The organism is Saccharothrix isguenensis (assembly GCF_052936305.1).
Window position 1 is genome coordinate 7,995,912 of sequence record NZ_CP193626.1, and the last position, 15,356, is coordinate 8,011,267.

Annotated in this window: 19 protein-coding genes; 8 read left to right on the forward strand and 11 right to left on the reverse strand. The window is 69.4% G+C overall.

What is annotated here, in order from left to right:
- The first annotated feature begins 7 nt into the window (after positions 1-7).
- From trxB to ACRAKI_RS36305, 4 genes are all read left to right on the forward strand, one after another.
- Positions 8-1,000: a thioredoxin-disulfide reductase gene (trxB, locus tag ACRAKI_RS36290; RefSeq protein WP_447004970.1), complete on the forward strand. Its 993-nt coding sequence runs from the start codon at positions 8-10 to the stop codon at positions 998-1,000.
- A gap of 48 nt (positions 1,001-1,048) precedes the next feature.
- Positions 1,049-1,375 (forward strand): thioredoxin, encoded by a 327-nt coding sequence (gene trxA / locus ACRAKI_RS36295; protein WP_447004971.1) that lies wholly within the window; start codon positions 1,049-1,051, stop codon positions 1,373-1,375.
- A 170-nt stretch (positions 1,376-1,545) separates the two neighbouring features.
- Positions 1,546-2,688: an N-acetylmuramoyl-L-alanine amidase gene (locus ACRAKI_RS36300; protein ID WP_447004972.1), complete on the forward strand. Its 1,143-nt coding sequence runs from the start codon at positions 1,546-1,548 to the stop codon at positions 2,686-2,688.
- 99 nt (positions 2,689-2,787) lie between these two features.
- Positions 2,788-3,534: a Scr1 family TA system antitoxin-like transcriptional regulator gene (locus ACRAKI_RS36305; protein WP_447004973.1), complete on the forward strand. Its 747-nt coding sequence runs from the start codon at positions 2,788-2,790 to the stop codon at positions 3,532-3,534.
- 40 nt (positions 3,535-3,574) lie between these two features.
- Here ACRAKI_RS36305 and ACRAKI_RS36310 read toward each other — a convergent pair whose 3' ends face one another.
- Positions 3,575-3,799 (reverse strand): hypothetical protein, encoded by a 225-nt coding sequence (locus ACRAKI_RS36310; RefSeq protein WP_447004974.1) that lies wholly within the window; start codon positions 3,797-3,799, stop codon positions 3,575-3,577.
- Positions 3,800-3,839: 40 nt separating this feature from the next.
- Here ACRAKI_RS36310 and ACRAKI_RS36315 point away from each other — a divergent pair, with 40 nt between their 5' ends.
- A complete protein-coding gene (locus tag ACRAKI_RS36315) occupies positions 3,840-4,259 on the forward strand; it encodes a hypothetical protein (protein WP_447004975.1) in 420 nt (139 codons plus the stop codon).
- Between the two features lie 169 nt (positions 4,260-4,428).
- Here ACRAKI_RS36315 and ACRAKI_RS36320 read toward each other — a convergent pair whose 3' ends face one another.
- On the reverse strand, positions 4,429-5,061 hold the full coding sequence (locus ACRAKI_RS36320) for a GNAT family N-acetyltransferase (RefSeq protein ID WP_447004976.1): 633 nt from the start codon (positions 5,059-5,061) through the stop codon (positions 4,429-4,431).
- 144 nt (positions 5,062-5,205) lie between these two features.
- Here ACRAKI_RS36320 and ACRAKI_RS36325 point away from each other — a divergent pair, with 144 nt between their 5' ends.
- The gene (locus ACRAKI_RS36325; protein ID WP_447004977.1) at positions 5,206-6,522 is read left to right on the forward strand and encodes an aminotransferase-like domain-containing protein; all 1,317 of its coding nucleotides are present in this window, start codon (positions 5,206-5,208) and stop codon (positions 6,520-6,522) included.
- A gap of 14 nt (positions 6,523-6,536) precedes the next feature.
- Positions 6,537-7,481 (forward strand): D-alanine--D-alanine ligase family protein, encoded by a 945-nt coding sequence (locus tag ACRAKI_RS36330; RefSeq protein WP_447004978.1) that lies wholly within the window; start codon positions 6,537-6,539, stop codon positions 7,479-7,481.
- Between the two features lie 138 nt (positions 7,482-7,619).
- Here ACRAKI_RS36330 and ACRAKI_RS36335 read toward each other — a convergent pair whose 3' ends face one another.
- From ACRAKI_RS36335 to ACRAKI_RS36350, 4 genes are all read right to left on the reverse strand, one after another.
- Positions 7,620-8,612 carry a ParB/RepB/Spo0J family partition protein gene (locus ACRAKI_RS36335; RefSeq protein WP_447004979.1) on the reverse strand — a complete coding sequence of 331 codons (993 nt, stop codon included), beginning with the start codon at positions 8,610-8,612 and terminating at the stop codon, positions 7,620-7,622.
- Positions 8,609-9,505, reverse strand: coding sequence for a ParA family protein (locus ACRAKI_RS36340; RefSeq protein WP_447004980.1), 897 nt, complete (start codon positions 9,503-9,505; stop codon positions 8,609-8,611). The genes ACRAKI_RS36335 and ACRAKI_RS36340 overlap by 4 nt, the downstream gene beginning before the upstream one ends.
- A gap of 128 nt (positions 9,506-9,633) precedes the next feature.
- A complete protein-coding gene (rsmG, locus tag ACRAKI_RS36345; RefSeq protein WP_447004981.1) occupies positions 9,634-10,311 on the reverse strand; it encodes a 16S rRNA (guanine(527)-N(7))-methyltransferase RsmG in 678 nt (225 codons plus the stop codon).
- Between the two features lie 175 nt (positions 10,312-10,486).
- Positions 10,487-10,945, reverse strand: coding sequence for an NUDIX hydrolase (locus ACRAKI_RS36350; RefSeq protein ID WP_447004982.1), 459 nt, complete (start codon positions 10,943-10,945; stop codon positions 10,487-10,489).
- Between the two features lie 26 nt (positions 10,946-10,971).
- On the opposite strand from ACRAKI_RS36350, the gene ACRAKI_RS36355 reads away from it, so the two are divergent.
- Positions 10,972-11,979 (forward strand): methyltransferase domain-containing protein, encoded by a 1,008-nt coding sequence (locus ACRAKI_RS36355; protein WP_447004983.1) that lies wholly within the window; start codon positions 10,972-10,974, stop codon positions 11,977-11,979.
- A gap of 357 nt (positions 11,980-12,336) precedes the next feature.
- On the opposite strand, the gene ACRAKI_RS36360 is transcribed toward ACRAKI_RS36355, so the two are convergent.
- Genes ACRAKI_RS36360 through rpmH form a run of 5 tightly spaced genes read right to left on the reverse strand, consistent with a single transcriptional unit; the run spans position 12,337 to position 14,905 of the window.
- Positions 12,337-12,879: a Jag family protein gene (locus tag ACRAKI_RS36360; protein ID WP_447004984.1), complete on the reverse strand. Its 543-nt coding sequence runs from the start codon at positions 12,877-12,879 to the stop codon at positions 12,337-12,339.
- A gap of 18 nt (positions 12,880-12,897) precedes the next feature.
- Positions 12,898-13,926 carry a membrane protein insertase YidC gene (gene yidC / locus ACRAKI_RS36365; protein ID WP_447004985.1) on the reverse strand — a complete coding sequence of 343 codons (1,029 nt, stop codon included), beginning with the start codon at positions 13,924-13,926 and terminating at the stop codon, positions 12,898-12,900.
- A 3-nt stretch (positions 13,927-13,929) separates the two neighbouring features.
- On the reverse strand, positions 13,930-14,202 hold the full coding sequence (yidD, locus tag ACRAKI_RS36370) for a membrane protein insertion efficiency factor YidD (RefSeq protein ID WP_447004986.1): 273 nt from the start codon (positions 14,200-14,202) through the stop codon (positions 13,930-13,932).
- On the reverse strand, positions 14,199-14,747 hold the full coding sequence (gene rnpA, locus ACRAKI_RS36375; protein ID WP_447004987.1) for a ribonuclease P protein component: 549 nt from the start codon (positions 14,745-14,747) through the stop codon (positions 14,199-14,201). The genes yidD and rnpA overlap by 4 nt, the downstream gene beginning before the upstream one ends.
- 14 nt (positions 14,748-14,761) lie before the next feature.
- Complete coding sequence (gene rpmH, locus ACRAKI_RS36380) at positions 14,762-14,905, reverse strand: 50S ribosomal protein L34 (protein WP_081915316.1); 144 nt, start codon at positions 14,903-14,905, stop codon at positions 14,762-14,764.
- Positions 14,906-15,356: the final 451 nt, after the last annotated feature.

Sequence of the window (15,356 nt, forward strand, 5' to 3'; positions counted from 1 at the left end):
GTCGAGGGTGTCGGACGTTCGGAACCTGATCGTCGTGGGATCGGGGCCCGCCGGGTACACCGCGGCGGTCTACGCCGCGAGGGCCCAGCTCGAACCGCTGGTGTTCGAGGGCTCGCAGTACGGCGGCGCGCTGATGACCACGACCGAAGTCGAGAACTACCCCGGTTTCCGCGACGGCATCATGGGCCCCGACCTCATGGAGCAGATGCGGGAGCAGGCCAAGCGCTTCGGCGCCGAGCTGCGCTCCGAGGACGTCGACGCGCTGGAGCTGGACGGCCCGGTCAAGTACGTCACCGCCAACGGTCAGCGCTACGCCGCCCGCGCGGTCGTCCTGGCCATGGGTGCGGCGGCCCGCTACCTGCACGTCCCCGGTGAGCAGGAGCTGCTCGGCCGCGGTGTGTCGTCCTGCGCCACGTGCGACGGCTTCTTCTTCCGCGACCAGGACATCGCGGTGATCGGCGGCGGCGACTCGGCGATGGAGGAGGCGACGTTCCTGACCAAGTTCGCCCGGACCGTCACGATCATCCACCGCCGCGAGGACTTCCGCGCCTCCAAGATCATGCTGGAGCGCGCGCGGAGCAACGAGAAGATCAAGTGGCTGCTGAACGCCGAGGTGACCGAGGTGCTGGGCAGCGGTTCGGTGTCCGGGGTGAAGACCCGCGACACGCAGACCGGTGAGGTCACCGAGCACGCGTTCACCGGTTTCTTCGTCGCCATCGGCCACGACCCGCGCAGCGAGCTGGTCAAGGGCCAGGTCGAGGTGGACGGCGAGGGCTACGTCCAGGTCGTCGGCCGGACGACTCACACGAACGTGGACGGCGTGTTCGCCGCGGGCGACCTCGTCGACCACACGTACCGCCAGGCGATCACCGCCGCCGGGTCGGGCTGCGCCGCCGCGATCGACGCGGAGCGCTGGCTCGCCGAACACGGGACCACGGAGGCCGCGGTCACCGCCGAGCACGTCGGCGGCGGCTACAGCGAGGCCGTCTCCAGCAGCTGAACCACGTCTCCGGCAGCTGAACCACTTCTTTCCCGAGGGAGAAACAACATGGCAGGGTCCACCGTGGTCACGTCCGCCAAGACGTTCACCGAAGATGTCCTGACCAGCGACAAGCCGGTTCTGGTCGACTTCTGGGCAACCTGGTGCGGCCCGTGCAAGATGGTCGCCCCGGTCCTTGAGGAGATCGCCGCCGAGCACGCCGACAAGATCACCGTCGCGAAGCTCGACATCGACGCGAACCCGTCGATCGCGAGGGACTACCAGATCATGTCGGTGCCGACCATGATCTTGTTCCAGGGCGGTGTCCCGGTGAAGCAGATCATGGGCGCCAAGCCGAAGGCCATGCTCCTGAAAGAGCTCTCCGACGTCCTGTGAGCACGCCCGTCCGAGTGACCCGTTCGTCTTCCCGGAAGGCGGACGGGTCACTCGTTTGTGGACGGTCGACCACTCGCAGTAGCCCCGTCCGTGGCATCGGCGCGAGCAAGGCACAATAGGGCGTCAAGTTCGCGTCGACGGATGTCGGCGCCTTAGTGAGCGAGGGGTGCATGCCGCTACTCCGCCGCGGGGATTTCGGTCCGGACGTCGCCGAGGTCAGGGCAACGCTGACGAAGCTCGGTCTGCTGTCCGATCCGCAGCCGTCACAGGTGTTCGACCTACCGGTCGAGCACGCTGTGCGTGCGTTCCAGCAGCAGCGGGGTCTGATCACCGACGGTGTCGTCGGCCCGGCCACCTACCGCGCGCTGCGCGACGCGACCTACCGCCTCGGCGACCGGCCGTTGGCGTTCCTGATGGCACAGCCGGTGACCGGCGACGACGTGTCCACCCTGCAGGAACGCCTGCTGGAGCTGGGTTACGACGCCGGACGGGCCAACGGTGAGTTCGGTCACCAGACCGAACTGGCGCTGCGGAGCTTCCAGCGCGACTACGGCCTGATCGTGGACGGCATGTGCGGTCCCGACACGGTGCGTGCGCTGCGCCAGCTGCAGCCCAAGGTGCGCGGCGGCCGGCCGGTGTTCCTGCGCGAGCAGGAGCGGGTTCGGCGGGCCGGGCCGAGGCTGTCGGGCAAGCGCATCATCATCGACCCCGGTCACGGCGGCGACGACCGCGGTATCGAGGTCGAGGGCGTGTCCGAGGCCGACGTCATGCTCGACCTGGGCAGGCTGCTCGAGGGCAAGATGGCCGCCACCGGGATGGAGGCCCTGCTCACGCGTGGGCCGAACAACAACCCGGACGAGGGTGAGCGGGCGCGGTTCGCGAACGAGGCGGGCGCCGACCTGATCCTGTCGCTGCACGCCGACCGCAACGCGTCGCCGTTGGCTTCGGGGGTGTCGACGTTCCACTTCGGGACGGGCAACGGCACGTCGTCCACGGTCGGTGAGGCGCTGGCCGGGTTCATCCAGCGGGAGATCGTGGCGCGGACCGGGATGCTCGACTGCCGCACGCACCCGAAGACGTGGGACATGCTCCGGATGACCCGCTGCACGGCGGTCCGGGTCGAGGTCGGCTACCTGACCAACGAGGGCGACCGGCAGCGGCTGGCGAACCCGTCGTTCCGGGACGTGGTGGCCGAGGGCATCCTGGTCGCGGTGAAGCGGCTGTACCTGTTGGGCAAGGACGACCAGCCGACGGGCACGTTCACGCTGGACGACCTGCTGCGGCACGAGGTGGCCACCGGCAAGATCCGCTGACTTGACCACCAATCACGTTCGCGGCCGACGTGGTCCCTTGAGGTGGATTACCGGTCTGAGCAGCGCTTACGCCCTCGTGGGGCGCTGGCTTCGGCCGCTATGGGACTGCGATCGACGCCGTTGCGGCTGACCACCGTGCGCAGCAGGGAGTTGGGCGAGGAGCTTCGGCGGGCGAGGATCCGGACCGAGGCACGAGCCGAGCACGCGTCCAGGTCGTTGGGCTGGTCGCCGAGCAAGCTCAGCCGGTTGGAGCACGGCGAGCGCGGCGTCGACGACCTGGACCTCGGCTCTCTCCTCGGGCAGCTGAATGTCGACAAAGCGACTAGGGAACGTGTCCGCTTCCTGGCCGGTGAACGGGATCCGGGCAACTTCCTGAGGTCCCACGACGGGAAGCTCTCCGACAACCTGTTGAGCTTGATCATCCACGAGCGCGCCGCCCTGACCATGCACAAGTACGAGCCCATGGTGATCCCGAGCTTGTTGCAGACCAGGGCGTACGCCGAAGCGATGATCAAGCTCCACGGCGTGGAGGACCCGGTGGAGCCGGCCCCGCTGGTCGAAGCGCGGATGAGCCGCGCGTCGCCCTCGCGGCGCTTGCGCTGGATGCGGAACAATCAAGGTCGATGTTCGCCCACTGGGCGGATTTCTACGACCTCCGAGAGGACCGCGATGGCGAAGGCGCTGACCTGGCGTAAGAGCAGCTACAGCGGCGGGGGTCAGACCGACTGCGTCGAGGTGGCCCACACCGAGCCCGGCGTGGCCGTGCGGGACTCGAAGAACGCCACCGGCCCCACCCTGGCCTTCCCCGAGAGCACGTGGCGCGCGTTCCTCACTTGGCAGGACTGACTCGCGAGGATCGCGAGCGGTCCGCTCTGGAATGCGCCGGCTACCAGTCCGCGAGCACGTCCAGCACGTCCAGCACCGCGTCCTCGTCATCCGCGCGGTTCTGGGCGCGCAGGTCGAGCACCAGGTCGGTCAACTCGTCCACCAGGTGTTCCGCCGGCACGCCCTGGGCCTGCCACCCGTCGAGCAGTGTGCGAATCTTCTCGAAGTCCCGCGATCCCTCGATGATCGCGAGTACTTCGCGCTGGATCTCCACCCCCACGTCCACGAGTCGATCTTATTGGCCGGCACCGCCGGTGAGGAGCACGATGGAGTTCTACCGCCTCGATCCCGAGGTCGCCGGTTCGTTGGGCGAGGGGACCGTCATCGACGCCGCGGCACACCCGCCGCGCATCGAATCGGTGCACTACGAGATCAGCGACTGGTCCGGCGACGACCTCGTCGAAGCGTTCCCCGTGTACCTCGTCACCGACGACCTGGCCGACGTGCTGGTCGACAGCGGTCTTGACGCGTTCCGGATCCGCCGGGCCACGGTGACCCTCTCCGAAGAGGCGCAGGAGCTGCTGGAGGGCAAGGAGCTGCCGACCTTCCACTGGTTCGAGGTGACCGGTCAGGCCGGGGTGGACGACATCGGCGTCACCGACCAGGGGCAGCTCGTGGTCAGCGAGCAGGCGCTCGAACTCATCCAGGGCGGCACGCTGGAGAACTGCGACGTCGACCGCTTCTGAGCCGTTTGCGGGGCCGCTTCCGGGCCGCTCCTGACCGGCTGGGCCGCTCAGACCACGGGCGCCTTCCACGGGATGCCCGGTAGCCGCCACCCAGCCCGCCGCCGCCCGCGCTCGGCCTCGTCCACCAGTGCCGGTCGGCTTCCACGACCGCGCAGGTCAGAGCGGGAGGTCAGGCAGGTCGGAAGCTCGGCTCCGCCGTCGACACGGTCACCGAGTTGAGCAGCTGCTCCAGCGCCGCTTCCACGTCTTCCTTCCACGAGGACGCGCTGCGCAGCTCGAGCCGCAACCGCGGCCACCGGGGGTGGGGGCGGACCGTCTTGAAGCCCACCTGCAACAGGAAGTCGGCGGGCGTGACGCAGCACTGGGCGCCTTCGTCCGGCCGGTTGTCGCCGAACGCCTCGATCGCCTTCACGCCACGACGGGTCAGGTCCTTCGCCACCGTCTGCGCCAGCACCCGGCCGAGACCGCCGCCGCGGAACTCCGGCAGCACCTCCACGCCCGTCATCAGCACCGCGTCGGCGCTGGCCGGTGAGGTGGGGAACGCCAACGACCGGGGCACGGCCGCCGGCGGCGCGTAGAAGGCGGAACCGGCGGGTATCCCGTCGACGTAGATGATCCGGCCGCAGGAGCCCCACTCCAGCAGCACGCTGGAGACCCAGGCCTCCTTCTCGAACTCGGTGTCCCCGAACTCCTCGGCCTGCTCCTTCAGGTGCGGCGCGAGCTCCCAGAACACGCACGTCCGCGCATGTTTGGACAGGTGTTCCAAGTTGTCCAAGGTGACGCCCACAACACGACGCGACACCCCGACCTCCAAGCCCCCGGATACATCCCCCCACGAGGATAGGGGGATGTGACCCCCGCCCGGAAGGCAGATGCCCCGAACGGGACGGCCGTTACACTCGGGCGGGAACAAACCCGCCGGTAACAGCCACCTACGGAGTTTCCCGTGAACCTACCCGGACAGCCCCCCAAGCAGGGAGCCAGAAGCCTCGATCCCCACCTGCGCCGGTACGCGGCGCGGACGGCGGGCATGACGGCATCCGAGATCCGGGCACTCTTCGCGGTGGCGAGCAGGCCGGAGGTGGTGTCCCTGGCGGGTGGGATGCCGCACCTGGCAGCACTGCCGCTCGACTCCCTCAGCGCGGAAGTGGCGGACGTGATCGCCACGGAGGGCCTGGTCGCCCTCCAGTACGGCAGCGCTCACGGCGTCCCCGAGCTGCGCGAGCAGATCTGCGAAGTGATGGCGCTGGAGGGCATCAAGGCCCACCCGGACGACGTCGTGGTGACGGTCGGCTCCCAGATGGGCCTCGACATGGTCACCCGCATCTTCTGCGACCCCGGTGACGTGGTGCTGGCCGAGGGTCCGTCGTACGTGGGCGCGCTCGGGTCGTTCGCCGCCTACCAGGCGCAGGTCGTGCACGTCGGCATGGACGCGGACGGCCTGATGCCTGAGGCGTTGCGGGAGGCCATCGCGTCCGTCGAACGGGCGGGCCGGCGGATCAAGTTCCTCTACACCATCCCGAACTTCCACAACCCGGCCGGCGTGACGCTCGCCGTCCAGCGCCGGGCCGAGGTGCTGGACATCTGCCGCACGCACGGCATCCTCGTGGTCGAGGACAACCCGTACGGGCTGCTCGGCTTCGACGGCACCACGTACCCCGCGCTGCGGGCGAGCGACCCGGACAACGTGGTCTACCTCGGGTCGTTCTCCAAGACGTTCGCGGCCGGCCTGCGGGTCGGCTGGGTGCTCGCGCCGCACGCCGTGCGGGAGAAGCTGGTGCTGGCCGCCGAGTCCGCCACGCTGTGCCCGCCGACGCTCAACCAGCTGATCGTGTCGCGCTACCTGTCGACGCACGACTGGAAGGGCCAGATCAAGACCTACCGCGAGGCCTACCGGGAACGGCGGGACGCCGCGATCTCGTCGCTGGAGCAGCACATGCCGGTTGGTTCCACGTGGAACAAGCCGAACGGCGGGTTCTACGTGTGGGTCACCGTCCCGGAGGGCATCGACACGAAGGCGATGCTGCCTCGCGCCATCACCCAGCGCGTCGCGTACGCGTCCGGCACCGGGTTCTACGCCGACGGGCTCGGCAGCCGCCAGCTCCGCATCTCGTACTGCTACCCGACGCCCGACCGCATCCGCGAGGGTGTGCGGCGGCTCGCGAACGTCATCAAGGACGAGATCGAGCTGCACGAGACGTTCGGTCCCACGGTCGGCCGCGCGGTCTCCGGTCCGCACAGCCCATCGCCCGACACCGCGTGATCAGGAGTAGAGAGTTGTCCAACCGCTGGGTCGCAGTCCTGTCCGGGGGCCTTTCGCACGAGCGGGAGGTGTCGTTGCGATCCGGTCGCCGGCTGTCCGCCGCCCTCCGCTCGGCCGGTTTGGTCGTGGAGGAGTGGGACGCCGACCGCAACCTGCTCACCCGGCTCAAGGAGCACCGGCCGGACGCCGTGGTGGTGGCGCTGCACGGCGGCGAGGGTGAGAACGGGTCGGTGCAGACGATCCTGGAGCTGGCGGGCGTGCCGTTCGTCGGCACGGACTCGCGGGCGTGCCGCCGGGCGTGGGACAAGCCGACCGCCAAGGGCGAGCTGGCCCGTGCGGGCCTGGCGACGCCGGAGTGGGCCGTGCTGCCGCACGCGACGTTCCGGGAGCTGGGCGCGCAGCCGGTGCTGGACGCGATGGTGGAACGGCTCGGGTTGCCGTTGATGCTCAAGCCGGACCAGGGCGGCTCTGCGCTGGGCGCCCAGGTGGTGCGTGACGCGGCCGACCTGCCGGCCGCGATGGTCGGCTGCCTGGCGTACGGGAACACCGTGCTGGCCGAGCGGTACGTCGAGGGCGTCGAGGTGGCCGTCGCGGTGGTGGACGGTCCGGACGGGCCGTACGCCCTGCCGCCGGTGGAGATCGTGCCGGAGAACGGCGTCTACGACTACACCGCCCGCTACACCGCCGGCCTCACGGACTTCCACGCACCGGCGCGGTTGGACGAGAAGACGGCGCAGGCGGTCGGCGAGCTGGCGGTGTCGGCGCACCGGCTGTTGGGTCTGCGCGACGTGTCGCGGACGGACGCGATCGTGGCGGCGGACGGCACGGTGCACTTCCTCGAAGTGAACGTGTCGCCCGGTTTGACCGAGACCTCGTTGCTGCCGATGGCGGTCGAGGCGGCGGGGGAGTCGCTCGGCGAGATCTACGCGCGGCTCGTGGAGCGCGCTGTCGAGCGTTAGACCATCTCACTTAATGGTGACGGCCCGTGTCCGCATGGACGCGGGCCGTCATCGTCACCGTGACATAAGGCCCTGGGGTGATCCCTTGCGGGCCAAACGTATCCGTTTTGTCCGGTTTTTTTCGTTGCTCGCGGTAACCTACTCCGGAGGCCTCGTTCGCTGCGCTGCTTCGGGTGACATGAGCTGAATGATGCGTTCGAGGTCGTCCACGGACCCGAACTCGACCACGATCCGGCCCTTCCGCTGCCCCAACTCGACCTTCACCCGGGTGTCGAAGTTGTCCGACAGCCGCTCCGCCAAGTCCTGCAGACCGGGCGCCTGGATCTGCTTGCGCCGGACCTGCTTCGCCTTGGCGGGCTCGGCGCCCTTGGCGAGCGTCACCGCTTCCTCCGTCGCGCGGACCGACATGCCCTCCGCGACGATCCGGGCCGCCAACTCCTCCTGCGTGCCGGGGTTCTCGATGCCGAGCAACGCGCGGGCGTGACCGGCGGACAGCACGCCCGCCGCGACCCGCCGCTGCACGGGGAGGGGGAGCTTCAGCAGCCGGATGGTGTTGGTGACCACCGGGCGGCTGCGGCCGATCCGGTCGGCCAGCTCCTCGTGCGTCACGCCGAACTCCTCCAGCAGCTGCTGGTAGGCGGACGCCTCCTCCAACGGGTTGAGCTGGACGCGGTGGATGTTCTCCAGCAGAGCGTCGCGCAGCATCACGTCGTCGGCGGTCTGCCGGACGATCGCCGGGATCGTCTTCAGACCGGCCAGCTGGGTCGCCCGCCACCGCCGCTCGCCCATGACGAGCTCGTAGGTGTCCGACCCGGTCGCCCGCACCACGATCGGCTGCATGAGGCCGAACTCGCGGATCGAGTGCTCCAGCTCGCGCAGCGCCTCTTCGTCGAAGACCTGCCGCGGCTGCTTCGGGTTGGTGCGGATCGACGTGACCGGCAGCTCCTGGTACACCGCGCCGGCCACCTCCCCGGAGGGTGTGGAGTCGGGCTCGGAAGAGGACAGCGCAGGGGACGACGAGCCGTTGGGCACCGCCCGCAGAGGTGTCGCCGCCGGTGTCCCCGGAGGAGGTCCGCTGGGGATCAGGGCCGCGAGCCCACGGCCTAGGCCACCCTTGCGCTGTTCCGTCATGCCGATCCCATCTTCGCGCCGAACTCGGCGATCTCCCGTGCTGCGTCGAGGTAGCTCATCGCGCCCCGTGAACCGGGGTCGTAGGTGAGTACCGTCTGACCGAATCCTGGTGCCTCGGAGACCTTCACGCTGCGCGGGATCACCGTTTTGAGGACTGTGTCGCCGAAGTGGCCGCGCACCTCGCTGGTCACCTGGTCGGCCAGCTTCGTCCGGCCGTCGTACATGGTGAGCAGGATGGTGGACACGTTCAGCGCCGGGTTCAGGTGCGCCTGGACCAGTTCGATGTTGCGCAGCAGCTGCCCCAGACCTTCCAGCGCGTAGTACTCGCACTGGATCGGGATCAGCACCTCCTGCGCGGCGACCATCGCGTTGACCGTCAGCAGGCCGAGCGACGGCGGGCAGTCGATGAACACGTAGTCCGGCTGGATCGGGTCCAGCGCCTCCGGGCTCAGCGCCTCCTTCAGCCGTGACTCGCGGGCCACCATCGAGACCAGTTCGATCTCCGCCCCGGCGAGGTCGATCGTGGCGGGCACGCAGTAGAGGTTGGGGGACTGGTTGCTCACCTGGGCCGCCTCGGCGACCGACATCTCGCCGATCAGCACCTCGTACACGGACGGCGTGCCGGAGCGGTGGTCGACGGACAGCGCGGTGCTCGCGTTGCCCTGCGGGTCGAGGTCGATGACGAGGACCTTCAGCCCGTGGATCGCGAGGCCGGCGGCCAGGTTCACCGTGCTCGTCGTCTTGCCGACGCCGCCCTTCTGGTTGGCGACCACCATGACGCGGCGACGGTCCGGACGGGGGAGTTGGAGGGAGTCGGGGTGCAGGACGCGGGTGGCGCGTGCCGCTTCTTCCGCGATGGGGGTCCACACGGTGTTGTCTCCTGCCGGTTCCACGTTGTCAGTCGAGTCTGCGTTGCCTGCCGGGCGGAGCACTTCGCCCGCGCCCACCGCACGTTCGGGCTCGGTTTCACGTGGAACACCGGCCGCTTGGAACACAGGTTGCAGGGGGTCGGGGTACACGTTCACCGATCCTTTCTTCCGCGACGCGCGCCATCACGGCGGCTCGCGCGCTCATCGCGCTCCACGAGCACGACCGTCGTCGGCAGTTCGAGGACATCGCCACCGCAGGTGGTCACGCGCGGACGGACACCGCCGGCCCTGCGCACCGCCTCGGCGTCGCGTTCGAGTTCTTCCGCGGCGCTCTCTCCCTTGAGGGCGACGAGAAGTCCGCCGGGCCGCAGCAGTGGGAGGCACCACCGCGTCAGCCGCTCCAGCGGGGCGACCGCGCGAGCTGTCACGACGTCGCTGCCGGACAGTTGGTCGAGCACCGGCCCCTCCTCGGCTCGTCCGCGGATCACGGTGACCTTGAGGTCGAGTGCTTCGACGCACTCGGTCAACCACGCCACCCGGCGCGCCATCGGCTCCAGGAGCGTCAGGGTGAGATCCGGTCGTGCGATCGCCAGGGGGATGCCCGGCAAGCCCGCGCCCGAGCCTACGTCCACGACCCGTGAACCTTCGGGAAGCAACTCCGCAACGACCGCCGAATTCAGGATGTGGCGGTCCCAGAGCCGGTCGACCTCCCGTGGGCCGATGAGCCCGCGCTCGACGCCGTGCTCGGTGAGCAGTGCCGTGAAGGCGACCGCCTTGTCGTAGTGGTCACCGAAGACCCTCTTCGCGCGGTCTTCCACCTCTGCGGCCATGTCTCCATCCGGGGGCGTTTCACGTGAAACCACACACGACGCCGAGGACGGCCGGTGTGGGCGATGGGGTCGGGCGTCTCGCCAGGAGGCGGTGAGCCCCGGGAGATGTGCCGGTGCCCACTATGACGGATCACCCCGGCGACACGCCAAATCAATGGACGAGTTCTCGCGTGTTTCACGTGAAACTGGCGATCCGACCGTCGCCGGGGGCCGTGCGGAGGAGTTCGAGGGCGTAGTCGACCGACTCGACGTGGTCGAGGTCCGGGACTTCGTCCAGCGGGAACCACGCCGCCTGGTCCGTGCTGCCGTCCACCTCGAAGGTGAGTTCACCGCCGATGACGTGTGCCTCGTACAAGATCCGGAGGCGGTGGTAGTCGACTTGGACGCCGTTGCGCTCCAGTGGGCCGTGGACGTTCTGGATGCCGAGCAGCCGGTCGACCTCGGCGTGGTAGCCGGTCTCCTCGAACACCTCGCGGATCACCGCGTGGTACGGATCCTCACCGTGGTCGATTCCGCCGCCGGGCAGGATCCACCTCGGCCGGTCCGGACCCAACCAGCGGGAGAGGAGCAGCCGGCCGTCCTCGATGATCACGGCGTAGGCGGCGACGCGGAGCTTCCGGATGATCTCGGTCATGCAGCGACGGTTTCACGTGAAACGCGATGAGGGGAAGACTTTCGATGTACTCGGTCCAACCAGGAGCGCTGAGCACCATGGGGCACCCGCGCGACCTCCAGCACGTCGCCGATCTGGCCGCGGCGGGCGTGGACGTCATCGTCTGCGCCCTGACCGAGATGGAGTTGGCGAAGCTCGACCTGACGGGGGAGGAGGCGGCGGCACGGAACGCGGGGATGGCGTTCCACTGGCTGCCGATCCCGGACTTCGGGGTGCCCGTCGCAGCGTTGGAGTTGGACGCCGTGGTCGAGGCGATGCGCGCGGGTCGGCACGTGCTGGTGCACTGCCGGGGTGGGATCGGCCGGGCGTCGTTGGTGGCCGGTGCGCTGTTGGTGGCGGACGGCGCGTCCCCCGAGGCGGCGTGGCAGGCGATCGCGGAGGCTCGCGGGCGGGACGTGCCGGAGACCGACGAGCAGCGGGCGTGGCTGGGCACGTTCGCGGCGGCGCGGTTCTGGGACGAGCAGGCGGCGACGTTCGACCAGGAAGCCGACCACGGGCTGACCGACCCGTCCGTGCGGCAGGCTTGGGCGGACCTGCTCCTGCCGGTGCTGCCGACCGCGCCCGCGTCCGTGGTGGACCTCGGGTGCGGGACCGGCAGCCTCACCGCGTTGCTCGCGGAAGCCGGGTACGACGTGCGTGGGCTCGACCTGTCCGAGCGGATGGTCGCGGCGGCACGGGCGAAGGTGGACGGGGTGGAGTTCCGCCAGGGTGATGCCGCGCGCCCGCCGTACCCGCCGGGGTCGTTCGACGTGGTGCTGGCGCGGCACGTGTTGTGGGCGTTGCCCGACCCGGCCGCCGCGATCGAGCGGTGGCGCGCCCTCCTCAAGCCGGGCGGGCGTCTGGTGCTGGTCGAGGGACGCTGGCACACCGGTGCCGGGCTCACCGCCGCCGACTGCGTCGCGCTGCTGGGGGAGGGGGACGTCCGGCCGCTGACCGACCCGGCGCTCTGGGGCCGGGAGATCACCGACGAGCGGTACCTCGTGCACTCACACTGATACCGATCACTTGCAACAGTCGGGGTGGACGCAGCGGGGGGCGGGCACCGTCGGCCCGCCCTCTCACTGGTCAGCGTCTCACAGCACACCCGTCGTCCAGATCTGGACGATCATGTCGGAGCCGTTGCCTGCCGGACAGCCCACAGACCAAGATCGTCACGCGTTCGTGCGTGGAGCGCAGGCAGTGCACCGTGTCGTTGGCCCAGTAGTAGACCTTCGCGCCGTTGCGTTAGCCGGAGTGCGCGGTCGACGACATGCCGCCAACGGCGCTGTTCACGAAGAAGGTCGGGCGTTCCGCAGATGAGCAACGGCCCCGGCTCCCACAAGGAGGGCCGGGGCCGTTTCACGTGAAACCACTCAGGGCTTCGGCAGCACCACGACGCGGCGCTGCGGCTCCTCGCCCTCGCTCTCGCTGTGCACACCCGCCACCGAGGCGACGGCGTCGTGCACGACCTTCCGCTCGAACGGCGTCATCGGGTGCAGCCGCACCTTCTCGCCGGTCGCCACCACCTTCTCCGCCGTCGTCCGGCCGAGGTCGGCCAGTTCGGCCCGCCGTCCGGCGCGCCACCCGGCGATGTCCAGCATGAGCCGGCTCCGCACGCCCGTCTCCTGCTGCACCGCGAGCCGGGTCAGCTCCTGCAACGACTCCAGGACCGTGCCCCGGGTACCGACCAGCTTCTCCAGGTCGTCACCACCGTCGATGCTCACGATCGCCCGACCCGCCTCGACGTCGAGGTCGATGTCGCCGTCGTAGTCGAGGAGGTCCAACAACCGCTCGAGGTAGTCCCCGGCGATGTCGCCCTCCTGGACGAGCAGGTCCTCCGAACTCCCCGACCGCGCCGGTGGGGCCGGCTCGGCCTCGGGGGTGTCCACGTCGGCCGCCTGCAACGTCTCCGACACGATGTCTCCTCTCCAGGGTCAACGACGCTTCTTGTTGCCCTGCTTCTTGCTCGGCGATCGGTCTGGGCTCAGACCGGGAATCTCGGTGGACGGCTTCGCGGTCCCGGTGGACTCGTCGCCGACCGGTTGCATGCCGTTCGCCGCCGGCTTCTCAGCGGCGGGCTGGGTGCTCGCTGGCTTGCGCGGCTGCGGCTTCTGACCGGGCTTCGGCTTGACGCCCGGCTTCGGCGCGAGCGCCTGGCGCTGGGTGGTCGCCTCGACCTTCTTCGCCTCTTCCTCGCGGTCGATGCGGTGGTACACGACGTACTGCTGGCCCAGCGTCCACGAGTTGTTGCTCAGCCAGTACAGCAGGATCGCGATCGGGAAGAAGAGGCCACCGACAAGCACGCCGATCGGGAACAAGTACAGCGTCAGCTTGTTCATGATCGCGGTCTGCGGGTTGTCCGCCGCGGCCTGCGTCTGCCGGGCCACCGAGTGGCGGGCGGTGAAGTGCGTGCCGATCGACGCCACGATCATCAGCGGGATCGAGACCATCAGCACGCTGCTGCGCTCGGTGGCGAACGCCGCCAGCTCGTTCTCGGGCATCGTGATGAAGGTCGACAGGTTCGCGCCGAACAGCTTGGCGTTGACGAACGACTCCACGCCCTTGGCGTCGAAGAAGTACACCTCGCCCCAGCCGGGCCTGAACGAGCGCAGCACGTGGAACAGGCCGATGAACACCGGGATCTGCACCAGCATCGGCAGGCAGCCGCCCAGCGGGTTGACGCCGTGCTCCGACTGGAGCTTCTGCATCTCCTGCGCTTGGCGCTGCTTGTCGTTCGCGTACTTCTTCTTGATCTTCTGCAGCTCCGGCGCGAACTCCTGCATCTTGCGCATCGAGCGGACCTGGCCGACGAACGGCTTGAACAGGATCGCGCGCAGAGTGAAGACGAGGAAGACCACGGCGAGGGCCCACGCGAACCCGCTCGACTCGCCGAAGACGTGGCCGAACACCCAGTGCCAACACCACAGGATGAAGGACACCGGGTAGTAGATGAAGTTGAGCACTAGCTACTCCTCGGCAGGAAGGTCGGGGACCGCGTTTCGCCTCGGCGGAACCGGGTCCAGGCCACCAGGGTGCCAGGGTCCGCAGCGGCCCAGCCGGCGGAGGGTCAGCCAGGAACCGCGCAGCGCCCCGTGGACGGTCAACGCCTCCACCGCGTACGCACTGCAAGTCGGGTGGAAGCGGCAGGTCGGGGGCAGCGCGGGCGAGATGAACTTCCGGTAGAACCGCACCGGCAGCAGCAGAGCCCGCACGACGGGACTCACCTGGACGGTCTTCATCGCAGCACCTTGTGCAGCGCCGCGTCGAGGTCACGGCCGAGCTCGGCGCTGCTCGCCTCGGCTGATGGTGCCAACGCGCGTACGACCAGCGAAGTTCCGGGCGGCAGCAGGTCGAGCCGTTCGCGCACGACGTGCCGGAGCCGGCGGCTCACCTGGTGGCGGACGACGGAGTTGCCCACGGCTTTGCTCACGACGAAGCCCACCTTGGACTGGTCCAAGGTGGGCTGCGCCGAGGTACGTGGTTCCGCCGAGGCGCCATCGGACGCTGCCGAGGTACGTGGTTCCGCCGAGGCGCCATCGGACGCTGCCGAGGTACGTGGTTCCGCCGAGGCGCCATCGGACGCTGCCGAGGTACGTGGTTCCGCCGAGGCGCCACCAGATGTCGCCTTGGTGTCGCCTGTCTCTGCCACGGCGCCCGCTGTGTCCGGGGTCGCCGACGGCATCAAGACGTGCACCACCAGCCGTGACCGACCGGCCCGGCGGCCTCGGCGGACCACCAGGCCGAAGTCCTGGCTGCGGGTCAGCCGGTTGGCCGCCGGTAGCACGGCGCTACGGCGATCTAGGCGGACAGCTCTTTGCGGCCCTTGCCGCGGCGCGCGGCCAGGATGGCGCGGCCGGCACGGGTGCGCATGCGCAGCCGGAACCCGTGCGTCTTCGCACGGCGACGGTTGTTGGGCTGGAAGGTGCGCTTACCCTTGCTCACGGTCGGACTCCCGGTGCTTAACTGCCAAGCAGGTCTGTGGTGTCCCCAGCGAACAAGCCTTAGGCGCGCGAAAAGCACCCCACGCAAGCGGGAGACGGTACGAGGGTACGCAGCCCCGGGTGCGCGGTCCAAATCGGGGTCGTCCCAGGCACGGGAAGCCGCCCCTGAGGTGCGTTAAAACCTTGTGAGCCGGTACGCCTTGTGGCACGGCCCGCACCTTGTTAGCGTGCTGCCTTCGCGGGTAGACGCGGGCCGTGCCGACCAGGCGTGGCAGAGCCGCCGCCACGCGGACCGCAGGTGCTCGGGAGCAACGGGGGGACCGCTGCGAGCCGAGCCGCGTTCGTGCACAGTTGTGGATAACTCTGTGGATGCCTCTATTCTCCGTGTCCACGTCGTGGAAGTTCCCGGGGACTGACCGCGGAGCCGTCACCGAGGGGAGGGGAGCGCGGAG

Excerpts from the sequence above, each read along its gene's own strand:
- trxA (WP_447004971.1), top strand. The coding sequence starts at position 1,049 with ATGGCAGGGTCCACCGTGGTCACGTCCGCCAAGACGTTCACCGAAGAT.
- ACRAKI_RS36300 (WP_447004972.1), top strand. The coding sequence starts at position 1,546 with ATGCCGCTACTCCGCCGCGGGGATTTCGGTCCGGACGTCGCCGAGGTC.
- ACRAKI_RS36305 (WP_447004973.1), top strand. The coding sequence starts at position 2,788 with ATGGGACTGCGATCGACGCCGTTGCGGCTGACCACCGTGCGCAGCAGG.
- ACRAKI_RS36315 (WP_447004975.1), top strand. The coding sequence starts at position 3,840 with ATGGAGTTCTACCGCCTCGATCCCGAGGTCGCCGGTTCGTTGGGCGAG.
- ACRAKI_RS36335 (WP_447004979.1), bottom strand. The coding sequence starts at position 8,612 with ATGACGGAACAGCGCAAGGGTGGCCTAGGCCGTGGGCTCGCGGCCCTG.
- rsmG (WP_447004981.1), bottom strand. The coding sequence starts at position 10,311 with ATGGCCGCAGAGGTGGAAGACCGCGCGAAGAGGGTCTTCGGTGACCAC.
- ACRAKI_RS36350 (WP_447004982.1), bottom strand. The coding sequence starts at position 10,945 with ATGACCGAGATCATCCGGAAGCTCCGCGTCGCCGCCTACGCCGTGATC.
- ACRAKI_RS36355 (WP_447004983.1), top strand. The coding sequence starts at position 10,972 with ATGAGGGGAAGACTTTCGATGTACTCGGTCCAACCAGGAGCGCTGAGC.
- yidD (WP_447004986.1), bottom strand. The coding sequence starts at position 14,202 with ATGAAGACCGTCCAGGTGAGTCCCGTCGTGCGGGCTCTGCTGCTGCCG.